Source organism: Streptomyces sp. IBSBF 2435, from assembly GCF_036815005.1.
GTDB lineage: Bacteria > Actinomycetota > Actinomycetes > Streptomycetales > Streptomycetaceae > Actinacidiphila.
This window is the reverse complement of sequence record NZ_JAJSYW010000167.1, coordinates 1-15,976: the sequence shown is the minus strand read 5'-3', so window position 1 is coordinate 15,976 and position 15,976 is coordinate 1. Positions and strand designations below refer to the sequence as shown.

The following is a 15,976-nucleotide window of genomic DNA, read 5'->3' as shown; positions in this document are numbered from 1 at the left end:
ACCCCGCCCCCGCGCTCCTCCGCAAGGAGGCCGTCATCCGCACCGTCGCCGACCTCGGTTGACCAAGGTCGGCGCTCCCCTCGCCCCCTCGGGCACCCACCCGCTGCCGCGGGGTTCGGGGGCTGCTGCTTCCCCCGGGCGCCCTTCCGCTGACACGGGCCTGCGGTGCCACCGCGTGAAGGGGGCGCCCTTCCCCAGGCACGGGGTCGGGGGCTGCTGCGTCCCCGGGTGGCGCTCCCCGGGCACGGGGTCGGGGTGCCGCTACGTCACAGGGCGCCCTACAGGGGCGCGGGGAACTGCGCGCTCAGCCCCGTCGGGGCGCGGGTCGTCACCGGCCGAAAGGAAATGTTGCTGTCGCATCCGGACCACCGGCCGGCGGGTGGTTGCTCGCACAGTTCCCCGCGCCCCCCGGGGGGCGCCCCCTTGCGGAAGGGGAGCCGTCGGACCCTCGTCCCCGGGGCGATGCGTACCCGGCGACGCAGCGGCACCCCGCGGCCCGCGCGCGGGGAGGCGCAACCCTTTGCGGGAGGGGGACCGCACAACCGCCGCGCCCCCGGAGGGGCTAGGCGACGAAGAGGCCCGTGGCCTCTGCGTCGGGCGCCGCGCCCGAACGGACGAGATCCGCCGCCGCGGCGAGCCGCATCGCCGCCTCCACCGCCGTCGTGCCGCTGACCGTGAAGGGGATCCGGACGTAGGACTCGAAGGCGCCGTCCACACCGAAACGGGGTCCCGAGGGCACGCGGACGCCCAGGCGCTCGCCGGCCACGGCGACCCGGGAGCCGGAGACGTCCCCGGTGCGCACCCACATCGTCATACCGCCGCGCGGCACCGTGAAGTCCCACCCGGGATTCCGCTCGCGCAGCGCCGCCGCGAGGTCGTCGCGGCATTCGCGGGCCCGCGCCCGCCGGGTGGCCAGCGCCTGGTCCCAGCCGCCGCCCCGCAGCAGCCAGGCGACGGCGAGCTGGTCGACGACCGGCGAGCCGAGGTCGAGGTAGGCGCGGGCCGAGACCAGCCGCCGCACCACGTCGGGCGTGGACCTGACCCAGCCGATCCGCAACCCGGCCCACACCGCCTTGCTGGCGGAGCCCACCGTCATCACGGTCCCGCCGCGGTCGAACGCGGCCATCGGACGTACGCCCGACTCCGCCCCGTCCAGGGTGAGTTCGGCCATCGTCTCGTCGGCCACGACCACCGTGCCCGCGGCCCGCGCCGCCTCGACCAGCTCGCGCCGCTCCTCGTCGCCGATCAGCGTCCCCGTCGGGTTGTGGTAGTCCGGCATCACGTACGCCATCCGCGGTGCCGCGTCCCGCAGCACCCGGCGCCACGCGCCCATGTCCCAGCCGCCGAGGTCCTCGCGCAGCGCGACCGGCACCAGCCGCGCCCCGGTCTCGCGGAACAGCTCCAGCACATTGGCGTAGCTGGGCGACTCCACGGCGACCCGCTCGCCGAAGCCGACCACCCGCCGGGCCGCGGCCCCGATCGCCCCCATCGCCCCGGTGGTCACCATGATCTGCTCGGGCATGGTCGGCACGCCCTGCGCGGTGTAGCGGTCGGCGATGGCCTCGCGCAGCACCGGCAGGCCCGCGGGGAAGTCGCCGTGGGTGGCGGCGTACGCGGGCAGTTCGGCGAGGGCGCCCTGCATGGCGCGGGTCAGCCAGGGCTCGGGTGCGGGCAGCGCGGCGCAGCCGAGGTCGATGACGGAGCCCGCGGCGTCCGGCGGCAGCGGCTCCAGGCTGCGGGTGGGCAGCACATGCCCCTCGGGGATCGCCGTCCAGCTGCCGGCGCCGCGCCGCGACCGCGCGAAGCCCTCGGCGCGCAGCGCCTCGTACGCCGCCGCCACGGTGGTCCTGCTGACCCCGAGCGCGAGCGCCAGCTCCCGCTCCGCGGGCAGCCTGGCCGCGACCTGGACCCGGCCTTCGAGCACCAGCAGCCTTACCCCGTCGGCCAGTCCGCGGTAGGCGGGCAGCTTGCGGCCGCCACCGCCGGCCGGCGGTCCCGGCTCCAGGAGCCGGGCCAGATGTGCCGCGCTCACCGACGCAGTCCACTGCGACATGTAATTCAGTCCACCTTCCGCGGATTGGCCATGGATTCATTCCCCTTGCAGGCCACACAGTGGCATGCGCGCTCGCACGACCGCCAGGGGGGTTCCGTTGTCACCGTTTCGCCTGTTCCCGTTCCGTCCACCCGCCTTCCCGCGTGGCCCGCTTCCGGTGGGCCGCCTCGTACGGCTCTACGTCGGCCTGGTCCTCTACGGCGTGACCGACGGCCTGGTGATCCGCGCCGACCTCGGCCTGGACCCGTGGGATGTCTTCCACCAGGGCCTGTCCCGGCACACCGGGATCAGCATCGGCACCATCTCCATTCTCGTCGGTGCGGTGGTCCTGCTGCTGTGGTGGCCGATCCGGCAGCGGCCTGGGCTGGGCACCGTGTCCAACGTCGTCCTGGTCGGCGCGTCGATCGACGCGACCTGCGCGCTGGTCCCGCACGTGGAGGCGCTGAGCGCCCGTGTCCCGCTGCTGCTCGCCGGCGTGCTGTTCAACGGGCTGGCGACCGGCCTCTACATCGCCGCCCGCCTCGGCCCAGGACCGCGGGACGGCCTGATGACCGGGCTGCACCGCAGGACCGGACGCTCGCTGCGGCTGATCCGCACCGGCATCGAACTGGCCGTACTCGCCGCCGGTTTCGTGCTCGGCGGCGGGGTCGGCGTCGGCACCGTGCTCTACGCGCTGGCGATCGGCCCGCTCGCGCAGTTCTTCCTGCGGGTTTTCGGCGGCTCCGGGGCGGGTACGCGACCCAGCGCCGCCGCACCGGCGGGCCCGGGCCTCCGGGAACGCGAGGCCGCGGACACGATTTACCCTGAGGCGGCGCGGACCGGTAGTGTACGCGGTTGGCCCGATAGCTTGACCGTTACTGCACGCAAAAGACATGACAACACCGGGTGACATCTCCCCTCAGATGTGACAAACCGGGCGCCGGTGGGTAGAAACAGGGGCGACACGACGGGCGACGCATATCCCGCATCGGGAATCTTCACCGCCGACCGGACGTTGACCGGATGACGACGACAGCGACACCTGTCCTGTGGGCGACCAAGCCCGGGAGGCACGATTCATGAGTGAGCGAGCTCTCCGCGGCACGCGACTCGGGGCCACCAGCTACGAGACCGACCGCGGTATCGATCTGGCCCCGCGCCAGACCGTTGAGTACGCATGCCGGAACGGACATCGTTTTGAGATGCCGTTCTCGGTGGAGGCCGAGATTCCGCCGGAGTGGGAGTGCCGCGCCTGCGGCCAGACCGCTCTCCTGGTGGACGGAGAGGGCCCGGAGGAAAAGACCACCAAGCCCGCGCGCACGCACTGGGACATGCTCATGGAGCGGCGCACGCTCGAGGAGCTGGAGGAGGTGCTGGCCGAACGGCTGGCCGTCCTGCGCTCCGGGGCGATGAACATCGCGGTGCATCCGCGGGACAACCGCAAGACCGCTTGAGACCGGCCCCCCGGGTGACGTCCGGGGGCAGCCCCGACCTTCCCGCCCGGCGCGGAACGCAGTGTTGCGTTTTCCGCCGGGCGGCTTTGTCGTGTCCGAAAGCCGTACGCCTCCGAAACCCCGCCGCCTGGAAACTCTCGTGCCCACCAGCCCGCGCGCCCGGGCTCTCGTGCCCGAAGGCCCCCGCGGGGCAGTCCGCGGGGGCCTTTCCTGGTCCGGACGTCCTCTCCCGGGGCGGCCCCGCGGGGCCGCCCCGGGCAGGGCGCGCTCAGTCCTTCGGCGGCTCGTCCCGGTCGACGACCTCGCCCTGGATGACCTTGCCGCCGGGGCGGTGGATACGGGTCTGCCCACCGGCCTGCTGGGCCTGCTGGAAGAAGTCGCCCAGCGAGCCGGGGTCCGCCGCCGCCGGCGGATGGCGGCGCAGGGACCGCTCGGCGGCGCGCTCGGCCAGCGAGCCGGCCAGCTTGCGGGTCGGCGGGAAGAGCAGCACCAGCGCGACCGCGTCGGAGAGGAAGCCGGGGATGATCAGCAGCACCCCGCCCAGCATGTGCAGCCCGGTGCGCCCGCCGCCCAGCGGCGCGACCGTGGCGCCCTGAGCCGTGCCCTGGGCGGCGTTCTGCTGCTGCTGCACCGCGGACGTCAGGTTGCGCCAGGCGCTGCGCCCGGCCCGCTTGACGGCCGCCGCGCCCAGCACGAAGCCCGCGACGATGCAGAGCAGCACCACCAGGCCGCTGGTGGCCTCGGCCACCAGCACCAGTAGCCAGATCTCCAGCACCGCCCAGGCCGCGATCACCAGCGGCACCACAGTGCGAGCGCGGGAGCGCCGCCGCGGCTGCGCGGGGCGCGGGCGGACAGGGGGCGGTGTACTCGTCGTCATAGCTCAAGTGTGCCAAAGAGCAGGCAAAGGCCGAGTGGGGACCGGCGGCCCGCGGTGGACTCGGCACCGCCGTGGCGACACGATGTGCCAGGTGACGCACAACCCGCAGGACCCCGCACCCGAGCCGCCCGGCGGCGGCCCGCACGACGCGGCCGGGCCGTACGAAGGAGCCCGCCCGCAGCCCGGCGCGGACGTCCTCGCGGAGCGGCTGGCCAGGATCGAGACGCTGCTCGCACCCGCCCAGGACGAGCTGGCCGCGGCCCAGCGCCGGGTGGCACCGGCCTGGCGCCGGGTCACCCGGGGGGAGGCGCGCTGGGCCTCGACCGCCGCGGTCCTGGCCGTGGTGGTCATCCAACTGGCGCTGCCGTCCCGGCTGGCCGTTCATCCGCGCTGGCTGATGCCGGCCGTGGAGCTGGCGCTGCTGGTGGCGCTGATCGCGGGCAACCCGCACCGCATCGAGCGCGGCTCGCGCACCTACCGGGCACTGGGCCTGGGGCTCGCGGTGGTCATCGGCGGCGCCAACGCCTACGCGGCGGTACGCCTGGTGGCGGCGCTGATCCGCGGCACCGAGAAGGCCCCGGCCGGGACGCTGCTGCTGACCGGCGGCGCGATCTGGCTGACGAACATGGTGATCTTCGCACTGCTGTACTGGGAGCTGGACCGCGGCGGTCCGGCCGCCCGCGCCCAGGGCGAGCGGGACGTGCCGGACTTCCTGTTCGTCCAGATGCAGTCGCCCGACCTGGCGCCGGCGCACTGGGAGCCGGCGTTCTTCGACTACTTCTACCTGTCGTTCACCAACTCCACCGCGTTCAGCCCGACCGATGTGATGCCGATGACGCGGTGGGCGAAGGCGCTGATGCTCGCGCAGTCGGCGGTGTCGCTGCTGACGGTGGTGCTGGTGGTGGCGCGGGCGGTGAACATCCTCGGCTAGTCCCTACGAGGGCGACGGCCGGCCCGCCTCGGCGACGATCCCGGTGCCGGCGTCGGCGTCGGTTTCCGCGGTGGCGCCGGACACGGGCTGCGCCCCGGCCTCGCCCGCGGCCTCCGGCCGGCCGCCGGTGATCTTGCCCGCCCGGTCGCTGATGCCCCACGCGGTGACCCGCAGGAAGGCCTCGGCGACGATGTTGCGGCTCATCTTGCTGTCGCCGCGCTCCCGCTCCACGAAGGTGATCGGCACCTCCACCACGTGGAAGCCGGCCTTGACCGCGCGCCAGGCCAGGTCGACCTGGAAGCAGTAGCCGGCCGAGGCGACCTCGTCCATGCCCAGGCCCAGCAGGGTCTCCTTGCGGAAGGCCCGGTATCCGCCGGTGACGTCGCGGATGGTGACGCCGAGCATCAGCCGTGAATACGTGCTGCCGCCGCGGGAGATGATCTCGCGGCTCCTGGGCCAGTTCACCACCCGTCCGCCGGGGATCCAGCGCGAGCCGAGCACCAGGTCGGCGCTCTTGAGCGCGGTCAGCAGCCGGGGCAGTTCCTCGGGCTGGTGCGACCCGTCGGCGTCCATCTCGACCAGGACGTCGAAGCCGTGGTCGATGCCCCAGCGGAAGCCGGCCAGATAGGCGGCGCCGAGGCCTTCCTTGCCCTTGCGGTGCAGGACGCGCACCGCCTGGTCGGCGGCGGCCAGTTCGTCGGCGATCTTGCCGGTGCCGTCGGGGCTGTTGTCATCGGCGACGAGGATCTCGGCCTCGGGCACCGCGGCCCGTACCCGCTGCACGATCGGCACGACGTTCTCGGCCTCGTTGTACGTCGGGATGATGACCAGAACCTTGCCGAGCGGCCCGAAGTTCCGCTGCTCGCCGTCGTTCACTGCTGTTCTTGTCCTTTCGTGGTGCGGGGACGGTCCCGCCTGCCGAGCGCGAGGGCGGCCGCACAGGACAGAAGCCCCACCATAGCGAGGGTCCACTCGGGTGCCGCACCGACGCGATCGGCGAGCGTTGTGCCGTCGCGCAGCGGGATGTCGGCGCTGAGCACCTGCTGGGTGAATTCCCTGCTGCGCTGTTCGATCTTGCCATCAGGGCCGACGATCGCACTGATCCCGCTGGTCGCGGCCGTGACGACGGTCCGCCCGTGCTCGATGGCGCGCAGCCGGGACATGGCCAGCTGCTGCTCGGGCTGGCCGGTCCTGCCGTACGTGGCGTTGTTGGTCTGTACGACGATGGCCCGCGCCCCGGCGTTGACGGTGTCGCGCACGATGCCGTCGTAGGCGACCTCGAAGCAGATCACGTCGCCGAGCCTGGCCGGGCCGATCTGCAGCACACCGGTGGTCCTGCCCGGGTAGAAGTCGCGCGGGATCTCGTCGAGCCGGCTGATGACCTTGGTCAGTTCCTCGCGGAAGGGCACGTATTCGCCGAACGGCACCGGGTGCTGCTTGGTGTAGTGCGCGCCGGGGCCGTCGACCGGGTCCCACACGATGCCCTCGTTCTGCACGTGGTCGGCGTCGGGGCCGTCCACCAGGACGCCGACCAGCACGGGCACGCCGACCGCCCGCACGGCCTCGGTGATCCTGTCGTAGGCGGCCGGGTTCGTGAACGGGTCGAGGTCGGAGGAGTTCTCCGGCCACAGCACCAGGTCCGGCTTGGGCACCCGGCCCGCCTTGATGTCGGCGGCGAGCTTGAGGGTGGCCTTGACGTGGTTGTCCAGGATCATCATCGGCCGGCCCAGGAAGTGCAGGCCCGGCTGCTGGACGTTGCCCTGCACCACGGCGATCCGCACGTGGTCGGTGGCGTTCGTCGGCACCGGTACGGACAGCCCGGCCAGCAGCACCGCCGCGGACAGCGCCAGGGCCCCCGCGGCCGGCAGGACGGCCCGTACGGACCGCGCACCGGCCGGACGCAGCCGTACGGCCGCGAGCGCCGCGCAGGCCAGCAGGGTGCCGCTGAGCGCCACCGCGAAGGTCACCAGCGGGGCGCCGCCGAGCGCGGCCAGCGGGGTGTAGGGCGAGCCGGTGTTGGCGAAGGCCAGCCGGCCCCACGGGAAGCCGCCGAAGGGCAGCCGGTCCCTGGCCAGTTCCTCGGCCACCCACAGGCAGGCGGCCCACAGCGGCCAGCCGGGCAGCCGCTGGCCCAGCACCAGGCAGGCGCCCAGCGCGGCCAGGAAGGCCGCCTCGATCGCGGCCAGGCCCACCACGGCGTCCCAGCCGACGGTGTGCAGCCACTGGAGCAGCCAGATGAAGAAGGGCCACCCGAAGGCGAAGCCGAGCCAGGCGCCCTGGCGTACGGTCCTGCCGCGGGTCAGCAGCGACAGCGCGGCCACCGCGGCCACCGACAGCGGCCACAGGCCGTAGGGCGGGAAGGCGGCGGCCAGCGCCAGGCCGCTCGCCGCGGCGACCGCGCTGCCGGGCGCGGACTTCCTGGCCAGGGCGGCGAACCGGCCGCGCCGCGAGGCGCGCGCCGGAGCCGGCGGCTGCTCGGCGGCGCCGCGCTCCGGCTCGTCCAGCGGGGCGCCGGGCTCCGTTTCCGGTACACCGGGATCCGCCGGGGGCGCCGCGGGGGCGGCTTCGGGGCGCAGGCGCACGGTCGCGGCCTTCCTGCAGGTGGAGGGGTGGTGAAGGCGACCGTACCTCGTGATGGCGCGAGGGTGGGCCGCGGATGCGCAAAGCTTCCCACTGCGCCGCACCCCGCCAGAAGTCCGCGTCCCGCGCGGCTGGTCTGCGGGACGGGCCCGGATGCCCTTCGGGCCGACCTGGGACCCGCCGGCTGCGGGTCGTACCAAGGCCGTTGTCTACTGGGCTTCCGGGCCCTTCCCGGGTCACACCTGCCGATCGGGCGGCGCTCACCCTCCGTACCCTCACGGGCGGAGAGGCCCACTGGCGAGCCGCGTTCCGAGTCGTGCGCGCTGGACCTGGCTGCCAGTGGCGGCGTGCACGTGCGGCGCGACACCCCATGGCCCAGCGGCGGTCGACACAAGCGCGGAGGACCCCCGGTTCGACGTCCTGTGGTGGACGTCGCCGAACCTACTCGCCTCCGACCGGCAACTGTCAACAGCCCTTTGACCTGCGGGGTTTCACCAAATCAGCAGGTCAGTGCGGACCGGCCGCACGGGGTGCGACACGCCCGACGCGGCCGAGGCAGCACCGTTCGGCCGCATCCGGGGGCGCCGCAGGTCACCCGTTCGGCCGCCGGTGGACCGTCCGGCCGGCGACGACCGTACGCAGCGCGGTCGGCAGCTCACCGCCCGGGGTCAGATCGGGCAGGCCGGGGGTGCCGGAGCGCGGGTCGGTCGACCAGTTCGCGACCCGCTCGTCGGGGGCCTGGACGACCAGGTCGCCGACGCTCCACACCGCGTAGTCGGCCGGCGCGCCCGGCACCAGGACGCCGGCGTCGTCCCGGCCGATCGCCCGCCAGCCGCCGCGGGTGTGCCCGGTGAAGGCCGCGCGGGCGGAGATCCGGTGCCCGGGTGTGCGGTGGAAGGCGGCGGCCCGCACCGTGCCCCACGGGTCGAGCGGGGTGACCGGGCTGTCGGAGCCGAGCGCGAGCGGCACCCCGGCCCGGGTCAGCGCGGCGTACGGGTTGAGCGCGGCGGCCCGCTCGGCGCCGAGCCTGGCCGCGTACATCCCGTCGGGGCCGCCCCAGGCCGCGTCGAAGGCCGGCTGCACGGACGCGACCAGGCCGAGTTCGGCGAAGGCCGCCAGGGCGGCACCGGTCAGCAGTTCGGCGTGCTCGACCCGGTGCCGCAGGGCGCGCACCCGGTCCAGGCCGGCCGCCTCCGCGGCGGCCCGCACCCCTGCCACGACGGCGTCGACGGCCGCGTCCCCGATGGCGTGGAAACCGGCCTGCACGCCCGCCTGCGTGCACAGCAGCAGGTGGCGGGCGATGGTCTCGGCGTCCAGGTACGACACGCCCGTGGTGGCCGCGTCGTCGGCGTAGGGGGCGTGCAGGCAGGCGGTGTGCGAGCCGAGGGAGCCGTCCACGAACAGGTCGCCCGCGGCGCCGACCGCGCCGAGGTCGCGGACCCGGTCGAGGTCGGCGGGTGTGCGCACCGGCTCGCCCCAGTAGCCGAACACCCGCGGCCCCTCCCCCGCCGCGGCCAGCGCCAGCAGGCCCGTCAGGTCGTCCTGCGAGGAGATGGTGGGCCCGGCGCACTCGTGCAGCGAGCCGATGCCCTGCGCCGCCGCGTGCTCCAGCGCCGCCCGCTGGGCGGCCTCCCGCTGGGCGGGGGTCACGGCGGCGTAGGCGGCCCGGCGTACGGCGTGGTGCGCGTCGCGGGTCAGCGGCGACTGCGGGTGGTGCCCCGGCAGCCCGGCGAGGCCGGGTACGAGCGCGGCCAGGGCGCTGCTGACGGCCGCGGAGTGCACATCGGTACGCGACAGGTACAGCGGCCGGCCGCCGGCCGCTCGGTCCAGCTCCGCGCGCGTCGGCGGGCGCTGCTCGGGCCAGCGGGTCTCGTCCCAGCCGTGCCCGAGCAGGACGCGGTCGGCGGGGTGCGCCGCCGCGTGCGCGGCGGTCCTGGCCAGGGCTTCCGGCAGGGACACCGCGCTCGTCAGGTCGAGGCCGGTCAGGGCGAGGCCGGTGGCGGTGGTGTGCACATGCGCGTCGGTGAACGCCGGGGTCACCAGGGCGCCGTCCAGCTGGACGACCTCGTCCACGCCGTCGGCGAAGGAGTCGGCGGCGGCTTCCCCGCCGACCCAGGCGACGGTGCCGCCGTCCACGACGATCGCCGTCGCGAAGGGGTCGGCGGGGCTGTACACGAAGCCGCCGCGCAGCATCACGGTGGTGCCGCGGGGGGTGCCCTCCGCCGAGGGCCTGGTCGTCGTTGGGGTACTGGGGCGCATGCGCCACAGTCTGCCGGGCAGACGCGCCTCCCCGCCCCCGGGGTCCCCTGTCCGACCCCTGTCCGGGTGCCCCGCGGCCTTCCCACGGTTTGGGCCGGGGCGCTCGGCGGGCGGCCCTCAGATGCGCGGCGGGCGGGACTCGTACGGGGTGGAGAGGACCACCGTCGTGCGGCTGGAGACGCCGGCGAGGGTGCGGATCCGGCTGAGGAGGTGCTCCAGCTCGATCGGGGTCGCGACCCGCACCTTGAGGATGTAGTTCTCGTCCCCCGCCACGGAGTGGCACGCCTCGATCTCGGCGACGTCGGCCAGCCGCTCGGGGATGTCGTCGGGCGCGCTGGGATCGAACGGCTTGACCGAGATGAACGCGGTCAGCGAGAGCCCGACGGCCTCGGCGTCGACGATCGCGGCGTACCCGCGGATGACCCCGCGCTGTTCCAGCCGGCGCACCCGCTGGTGCACCGCCGAGGTGGAAAGGCCGGTGGCCTTGCCCAGGTCCGTGTAGCTCATCCGCCCGTCGGCCATGAGCAGTTCCACGATCTGACGATCCAGCTCCTCCACAGCCGACGACCTTACCGGCCCGCCGGTGGTTTCGGTCATGCGTGCAGCATCCGATCGAGGTAGCCGTTGGAGAAGGTGCCGGCCGGGTCGGTGGCGGCGGCCAGCGCGAGGAAGTCGGCCATGCGCGGGTAGCGGGCCCGGACCTCGGCGGGGGCGGTGGTGAAGAGCTTGCCCCAGTGCGGGCGCGGTTCGTACGGGGCCAGGGCCGCTTCGACGGCGGTGAGCACCGGGAGGACCCGCGGGGTGTCCTTGACCCAGGTGAAGTGCAGGGCGACGGTGTCGCGGCCGTGGGCGGGGCTGAGCCAGAGCCGGTCGGCGGCGACCGTGCGGACCTCGCAGATCTGCAGGACCGGCGCGACGGTGTCGCGCACGCCGTCCAGGGCGGTCAGCGCGGCGGCGGCGTGCGCGCGGGGCACCAGGTACTCGGACTGCAGTTCCTCGCCGTTGCTGGGTGTGAAGCCGGGCCGGAAGTGCGGCAGCCGCTCGTGCCAGGGGCCTGGCACATCGTGCTGTTCGGTGCAGTGCAGGGGGTCGACGCCGGGCACCGGGTGCAGCTTGGTGCCGGCGGGCTCGGCCCACGGGAAGTCGGCGCCGGGGGCGTCGGCGAGCTGCTTGAGCCACACCTGCGTGAAGCGCGGCCCGCGCCAGTCGGTGAACAGGCTCACGCTGTACGCGGCCGCGGTGATCGCGTCGAAGTTCGCGGTGGCGTCGGCGAGTTCGAGGCCGGTGAGGACCCGCTGGCGTATCTCGAACCCTGGCCGCAGGTCCAGGGTGAGGTGGGTGACGACGCCGAGGGCGCCGAGCGCGACGACGGCGCCGTCGAAGGTGTCGCCGTCCGCGTCCCGGCTCATGGCGCGGACGCCGCCGTCCGCGGTGACCAGGTCGATCGCGGAGACCGAGGTGGCCAGGCCGCCGTTGGCGTCGCCCGAGCCGTGGGTGCCGGTGGCGACGGAGCCGCCGACCGAGATGTGCGGCAGCGAGGCCATGTTGGGCAGCGCGAAACCGCGGGCGTGCAGGTGCGCGGCGAGTTCGGCGTAGCGCACACCGGCGGCGACCCGGACGGTACGGGCGGCGGTGTCGACGTCGATCTCGGGCGGCAGCGCGGACAGGTCGATCAGGGTGCCGTCGGTGTCGGCGATGTCGCTGAACGAGTGGCCGCTGCCGAGTGCTTTGACCCGGCGGCCGGCGGCGACGAGCGAGCGCATCTCCGCGACGGTGGCGGGACGGCGCACTTCGGCCGCGGAGAAGGTCAGGTTCCCGGCCCAGTTGGTTCGCATCACGTCACGCTTCCGCTCCCGGCGGGACCTGTCCTGGCCTCGCCCGTTGGCACCATATCCGGCCGAACGGCAAGGCACCGCACGGGGGCGCAAGGGGGTGCGCGGGCGCACGGCAGGGGCGCATGAACCAGCCATAACGACGAGTGTGACGAAGGCCACACCGGGTGGACAGCTCGGTCCGCTATGGCGTGGTTACTCGCGTAGCGTGGCGGGAAGTGCTCGCTATGGCCATGGGCGTGACGCCGGGCCGACCCGATGAAGGGCATCCCACCCAAGGGGAGACGCAGCATGCGTAATCACGTGCGCCACAGCCGCAGCGAGCGGATCAGGCCCGCGTTCGAGGAGGGCCACGAACGCGACGCGTTCGCCTTCCCGGCCGCAGAGCCGGCGGACTCCGACACCGACGTGCCGGACGACCTCATGGACGGTGCCGAAGGACTGGACGCCGATGAGGTGTTCGAGGAGGACTTCGGCGATGTCGTCCGGCTGTCCTGCCCCGACTGCGGGCGGCCCATCGCGGTCTTCACCGACGAGGAGCGGCTGCCGCAGCACGCGCTGTGCCCCACGCCGTGGAATCCGTTCGGCCTGACCGTGTGCGGCGGCTCGGGCCGCGCGGTGGCCGACGCCCGCCCGGCCGGCGGCGGCGCGGACGCGGTCGCGCAGCAGGACCTCGCGAGGCTGCTCACGCTGCCCGCCGGCCTCGACTGGCGTACGCAGCCGTTCTCGCACGTCGGCGGCCCCGAGTCGCGCCCCATTTCCATGCCGGAGCAGGGGCTCGCCGCCTAGTTCCACCGTCGCGGCGCCCGGCCGGCGTGGACGACGCCGGCCCGGCATTCTCCCGCGGGCCGCGGACGAGGCCGTCAGCCCCTGGACTCGGGGCCGGCCAGATGACGGGCGATGACCATCCGCTGGATCTGGTTGGTGCCCTCCACGATCTGCAGCACCTTCGCCTCGCGCATGTAGCGCTCCACGGGGAAGTCGGCGGTGTAGCCGTACCCGCCGAGCACCTGGACGGCGTCCGTGGTCACCTGCATCGCGGTGTCGGTGCAGAAGAGCTTGGCCATGGCCGCCCGCGCCGAGAACGGCAGGCCCGCGTCGCGCAGCCGGGCCGCCGCCAGGTAGAGCGCCCGGCCGGCCTCGATCCTGGCGGCCATGTCGGCGAGCATGAAGCGCAGGCCCTGGAAGTCGGCGATCGGCCGGTTGAACTGCCGCCGCTCCAGGGCGTATCCGAGCGCGGCGTCGAGTGCTGCCTGCGCCAGGCCGGTCGCGCAGGCGGCGATGCCGAGCCGCCCGGAGTCCAGCGCGCCGAGCGCGATGGCGAAGCCCTGGCCCGGCTCCCCGATCCTGCGGGTGTCGGGCACCGTGACGGCGTCGAAATTCACCTGCGCGGTGGGTGAGCCCTTCAGGCCCATCTTCCGCTCGGGCACGGCCGCCGACAGACCGGGGGCGTCGCCCGGTACGAGATACGCCGAGATGCCGTGCGCGCCCTCGCCGCCGCTGCGGGCGAGCACCGTGTAGAAGTCGGCGATGCCGCCGTGGGTGATCCAGGACTTGGTGCCGTCGATCGTCCAGACGTCGCCGTCGCGGGCCGCCCGGGTCCGCAGCGCCGCGGCGTCGGAGCCCGAGGTCGGCTCGGAGAGGCAGTACGCGCCCAGCAGGGCGCCGCCGAGCATGCCGGGCAGGTGCTCGGCGCGCTGCTCCTTGCTGCCGTAGTGGGCGACGGCGTGGCAGGACAGGGTGTGCACGCTGGCCCCGAGGCCGACGGTCAGCCGGGCCGCCGCCAGTTCCTCCAGCACCTGGAGATACACCTCGTACGGCTGGCCTCCGCCGCCGTACTCCTCCGGATAGGGCAGGCCGAGCAGCCCGGCCTCACCGATCAGGGCGAACGTCTCGCGGGGGAAGCGCCCGGCCTCCTCATCGGCGGCCGCGGCGGGGGCGATCTCCCGCTGGGCCAGGTCCCGGGTGAGCGCGAGCAGATCCCGCGCCTCCTCGGTGGGCAGTTGGCGGGACACCGGCTGCGGGCCGTACTGCTGCATGGCGGCGCACTCCTCCCTCTCGGGGGCGACGGCGGCATACCACCGTGGGTGGGCGGTGCCGTCCGATGGGCATACCCGGCCACGCCACTCCCGTACCGGATCACGGCACGGGTTGGTCAACGGGACCGGCGGTTGGAGTATGCCTGATCGGGCGACACTCCGTCACCGGTGCCTCGGCCCGGCGGGGCCCGCGGATCCGGGGCGCGGCCACCGGTTTCCCGAAGCGGCGCGGCCGGGCGGGCGGGCCGTCGTACGCTTCGCGCATGGAGAGCTTGGGGGCCGGCGACCCGCGGTCGATCGGCGGGTATCCGCTGTTCGCACGGCTGGGAGCGGGCGGTATGGGGCAGGTCTTTCTGGCGCGGACCCCGGCGGGCAGGGCGCTGGCGCTGAAGACCGTACGGTCGGAGTTCGCCCTCGATCCCGGCTTCGGCGACCGGTTCGCGCGGGAGATCCGGCACGCCGACCGGGTGCGGTCGCCGTGGACGGTCGCGGTGGTGGATTTCAGCCCGCCGGGCGGCAGCCCCCAGTGGCTGGCGACCGAATACGTGCCGGCGCCGTCGCTGACCGACTGGGTCGCGGCGCGCGGCCCGCTGCCGGCGCCGGCGGTGGCGTCGCTGGCCGCCGAATTGTGCGCGGCGCTGCGGACCGTCCATGACGCCGGCCTGGCGCACCGCGACGTCAAGCCGTCCAACGTGCTGCTGGCCGGGCAGCGCCCTCTGCTGATCGACTTCGGCATCGCCAGGGCCGCGGAGGACTCCCGGCACACCCGTACCGGCGGGATGATCGGCTCCCCCGGCTACATGCCGCCCGAGCAGGCGACCGCGGGGATGGCGTCCGAGCCGGGCGACCTGTTCGCGCTGGGCGCGGTGGTGGTCTACGCCGCCACCGGGCGCGGGCCTTTCCACCGTCCGGGTGAGGAGCCGTCGGCGCCCGCGCTGCTCTACCGGGTGGTGCACGAGGACGCCGACCTGAGCGGTGTGCCCGAGCCGGTGCTGCCGCTGGTCCGCGCCTGCCTGGCCAAGAACCCCGGGGACCGCCCCGACGCGCGGGCCGCGGCGGGCCTGCTGCCCGGCTCGGCGGCGCCCGGCGGCTGGCCGGCGGCGCTGCCGGAGCTGGCCGCCGAGCTGCGGGCCAGGGATTCGCTGACGCGGGCCGCGCTCGGAGCGACGCCGACCGCGGGTCTCGGCCCTTCGCCGTACGGCCCGGCGAGCACGGCGTACGCGGCGCCCGCGCCCGCCCGTCCGGCCCCGGCCGCGTACGCGGCGACGGCCCCCGTCGGCCCGGCGCCGGTCACGCCGTCCTACGGTCCCTACGGTGGCCCGGCCCGCTCCTACCCGGCGCCGCCCGGCCCGTGGCGGCGGCGTACGAGCCTGGTGGCCGTCGTGGCCGCGGTCGCCGTGGTGGGCGCCGTGGCCGCGGTGGTACTCAGCCAGACCGGCGGCTCGGGGGGCGGCTCCGGCAACAAGGGCACAGGCAGCCCGTCGGCCCCGTCGTCGGGCGCCGACGCGCTGCCCGCCGCCTGGGTCGGCACCTGGTACGGCGAAGGTACCGGCAGCCTCAGCCAGGGCACCGAGGACATCAAGGTCACCCTCACCCTGACCGGCGGCGGGCTGGGCAGCACCGTCGGGCAGCAGTCCAGCGCCGTCCGGCTGGCGGGCTCGGGCTCCGACGCCGGCTGCACCGAGAAGCTCCAGCTCTCCCAGGCGCAGGGCGCCACCATGGTCTTCCGGGCGGTCACCAGTGTCCCCAGCGACCCGGATTCGAATCTGCGCTGCATTTCCGGCGGCCTGTACACCCTGTCGATGACCGACGCGAAGCATCTGCGGCTGGGCAGCGGCTCGCAGGTGGCGGGGTCGCCGACCTCCTTCGAGAAGCAGGACTGACGTGGGGGGGGGGGCGGGCCCCCCCCCCCCCCCCCGCCGCGGCCCTGCTCGCGGCGGCTGATGCGGTGGAGGCGGCCGGGGCGGATCTT

Annotated in this window: 13 protein-coding genes; 5 read left to right on the top strand and 8 right to left on the bottom strand. The window is 74.7% G+C overall.

Annotated features, from left to right (window positions below; translation table 11 throughout):
- Positions 1 to 562 precede the first annotated feature (562 nt).
- Positions 563 to 2,053, bottom strand: a complete 1,491-nt coding sequence (gene yczR / locus V7E46_RS26255) for a MocR-like transcription factor YczR (RefSeq protein WP_333770715.1) — start codon at positions 2,051 to 2,053, stop codon at positions 563 to 565.
- 157 nt (positions 2,054 to 2,210) lie between these two features.
- Here yczR and yczE point away from each other — a divergent pair, with 157 nt between their 5' ends.
- Both yczE and V7E46_RS26245 read left to right on the top strand, forming a co-directional pair.
- Positions 2,211 to 2,942: a membrane protein YczE gene (yczE, locus tag V7E46_RS26250; RefSeq protein WP_333770714.1), complete on the top strand. Its 732-nt coding sequence runs from the start codon at positions 2,211 to 2,213 to the stop codon at positions 2,940 to 2,942.
- Between the two features lie 169 nt (positions 2,943 to 3,111).
- Entirely contained in the window at positions 3,112 to 3,486 is a 375-nt protein-coding gene (locus V7E46_RS26245) for an RNA polymerase-binding protein RbpA (RefSeq protein ID WP_031517570.1), read from the top strand.
- Positions 3,487 to 3,754: 268 nt separating this feature from the next.
- Here the strand turns inward: V7E46_RS26245 and fxsA are convergent, their stop codons facing one another.
- Entirely contained in the window at positions 3,755 to 4,363 is a 609-nt protein-coding gene (gene fxsA, locus V7E46_RS26240; RefSeq protein WP_333770713.1) for an FxsA family membrane protein, read from the bottom strand.
- A 91-nt stretch (positions 4,364 to 4,454) separates the two neighbouring features.
- On the opposite strand from fxsA, the gene V7E46_RS26235 reads away from it, so the two are divergent.
- On the top strand, positions 4,455 to 5,294 hold the full coding sequence (locus tag V7E46_RS26235; RefSeq protein ID WP_333770712.1) for a hypothetical protein: 840 nt from the start codon (positions 4,455 to 4,457) through the stop codon (positions 5,292 to 5,294).
- Positions 5,295 to 5,297: 3 nt separating this feature from the next.
- Here the strand turns inward: V7E46_RS26235 and V7E46_RS26230 are convergent, their stop codons facing one another.
- The 5 genes from V7E46_RS26230 to V7E46_RS26210 all read right to left on the bottom strand — a co-directional run bounded on the left by V7E46_RS26230 (position 5,298) and on the right by V7E46_RS26210 (position 11,968).
- Positions 5,298 to 6,170 (bottom strand): polyprenol monophosphomannose synthase, encoded by an 873-nt coding sequence (locus tag V7E46_RS26230; RefSeq protein WP_333770711.1) that lies wholly within the window; start codon positions 6,168 to 6,170, stop codon positions 5,298 to 5,300.
- Positions 6,167 to 7,876 carry an apolipoprotein N-acyltransferase gene (gene lnt / locus V7E46_RS26225; protein WP_333770710.1) on the bottom strand — a complete coding sequence of 570 codons (1,710 nt, stop codon included), beginning with the start codon at positions 7,874 to 7,876 and terminating at the stop codon, positions 6,167 to 6,169. The genes V7E46_RS26230 and lnt overlap by 4 nt, the downstream gene beginning before the upstream one ends.
- 589 nt (positions 7,877 to 8,465) lie before the next feature.
- Positions 8,466 to 10,133: an amidohydrolase gene (locus V7E46_RS26220; protein WP_333770709.1), complete on the bottom strand. Its 1,668-nt coding sequence runs from the start codon at positions 10,131 to 10,133 to the stop codon at positions 8,466 to 8,468.
- Between the two features lie 117 nt (positions 10,134 to 10,250).
- Positions 10,251 to 10,691 (bottom strand): Lrp/AsnC family transcriptional regulator, encoded by a 441-nt coding sequence (locus V7E46_RS26215; protein WP_329182632.1) that lies wholly within the window; start codon positions 10,689 to 10,691, stop codon positions 10,251 to 10,253.
- Between the two features lie 35 nt (positions 10,692 to 10,726).
- The gene (locus V7E46_RS26210) at positions 10,727 to 11,968 is read right to left on the bottom strand and encodes a D-arabinono-1,4-lactone oxidase (protein WP_333770708.1); all 1,242 of its coding nucleotides are present in this window, start codon (positions 11,966 to 11,968) and stop codon (positions 10,727 to 10,729) included.
- A 420-nt stretch (positions 11,969 to 12,388) separates the two neighbouring features.
- Here V7E46_RS26210 and V7E46_RS26205 point away from each other — a divergent pair, with 420 nt between their 5' ends.
- Positions 12,389 to 12,754 carry a hypothetical protein gene (locus V7E46_RS26205; protein ID WP_333770716.1) on the top strand — a complete coding sequence of 122 codons (366 nt, stop codon included), beginning with the start codon at positions 12,389 to 12,391 and terminating at the stop codon, positions 12,752 to 12,754.
- A 74-nt stretch (positions 12,755 to 12,828) separates the two neighbouring features.
- On the opposite strand, the gene V7E46_RS26200 is transcribed toward V7E46_RS26205, so the two are convergent.
- On the bottom strand, positions 12,829 to 14,004 hold the full coding sequence (locus tag V7E46_RS26200; protein WP_333770707.1) for an acyl-CoA dehydrogenase family protein: 1,176 nt from the start codon (positions 14,002 to 14,004) through the stop codon (positions 12,829 to 12,831).
- A gap of 263 nt (positions 14,005 to 14,267) precedes the next feature.
- On the opposite strand from V7E46_RS26200, the gene V7E46_RS26195 reads away from it, so the two are divergent.
- Positions 14,268 to 15,887, top strand: coding sequence for a serine/threonine-protein kinase (locus V7E46_RS26195; RefSeq protein WP_333770706.1), 1,620 nt, complete (start codon positions 14,268 to 14,270; stop codon positions 15,885 to 15,887).
- Positions 15,888 to 15,976 lie beyond the last annotated feature (89 nt).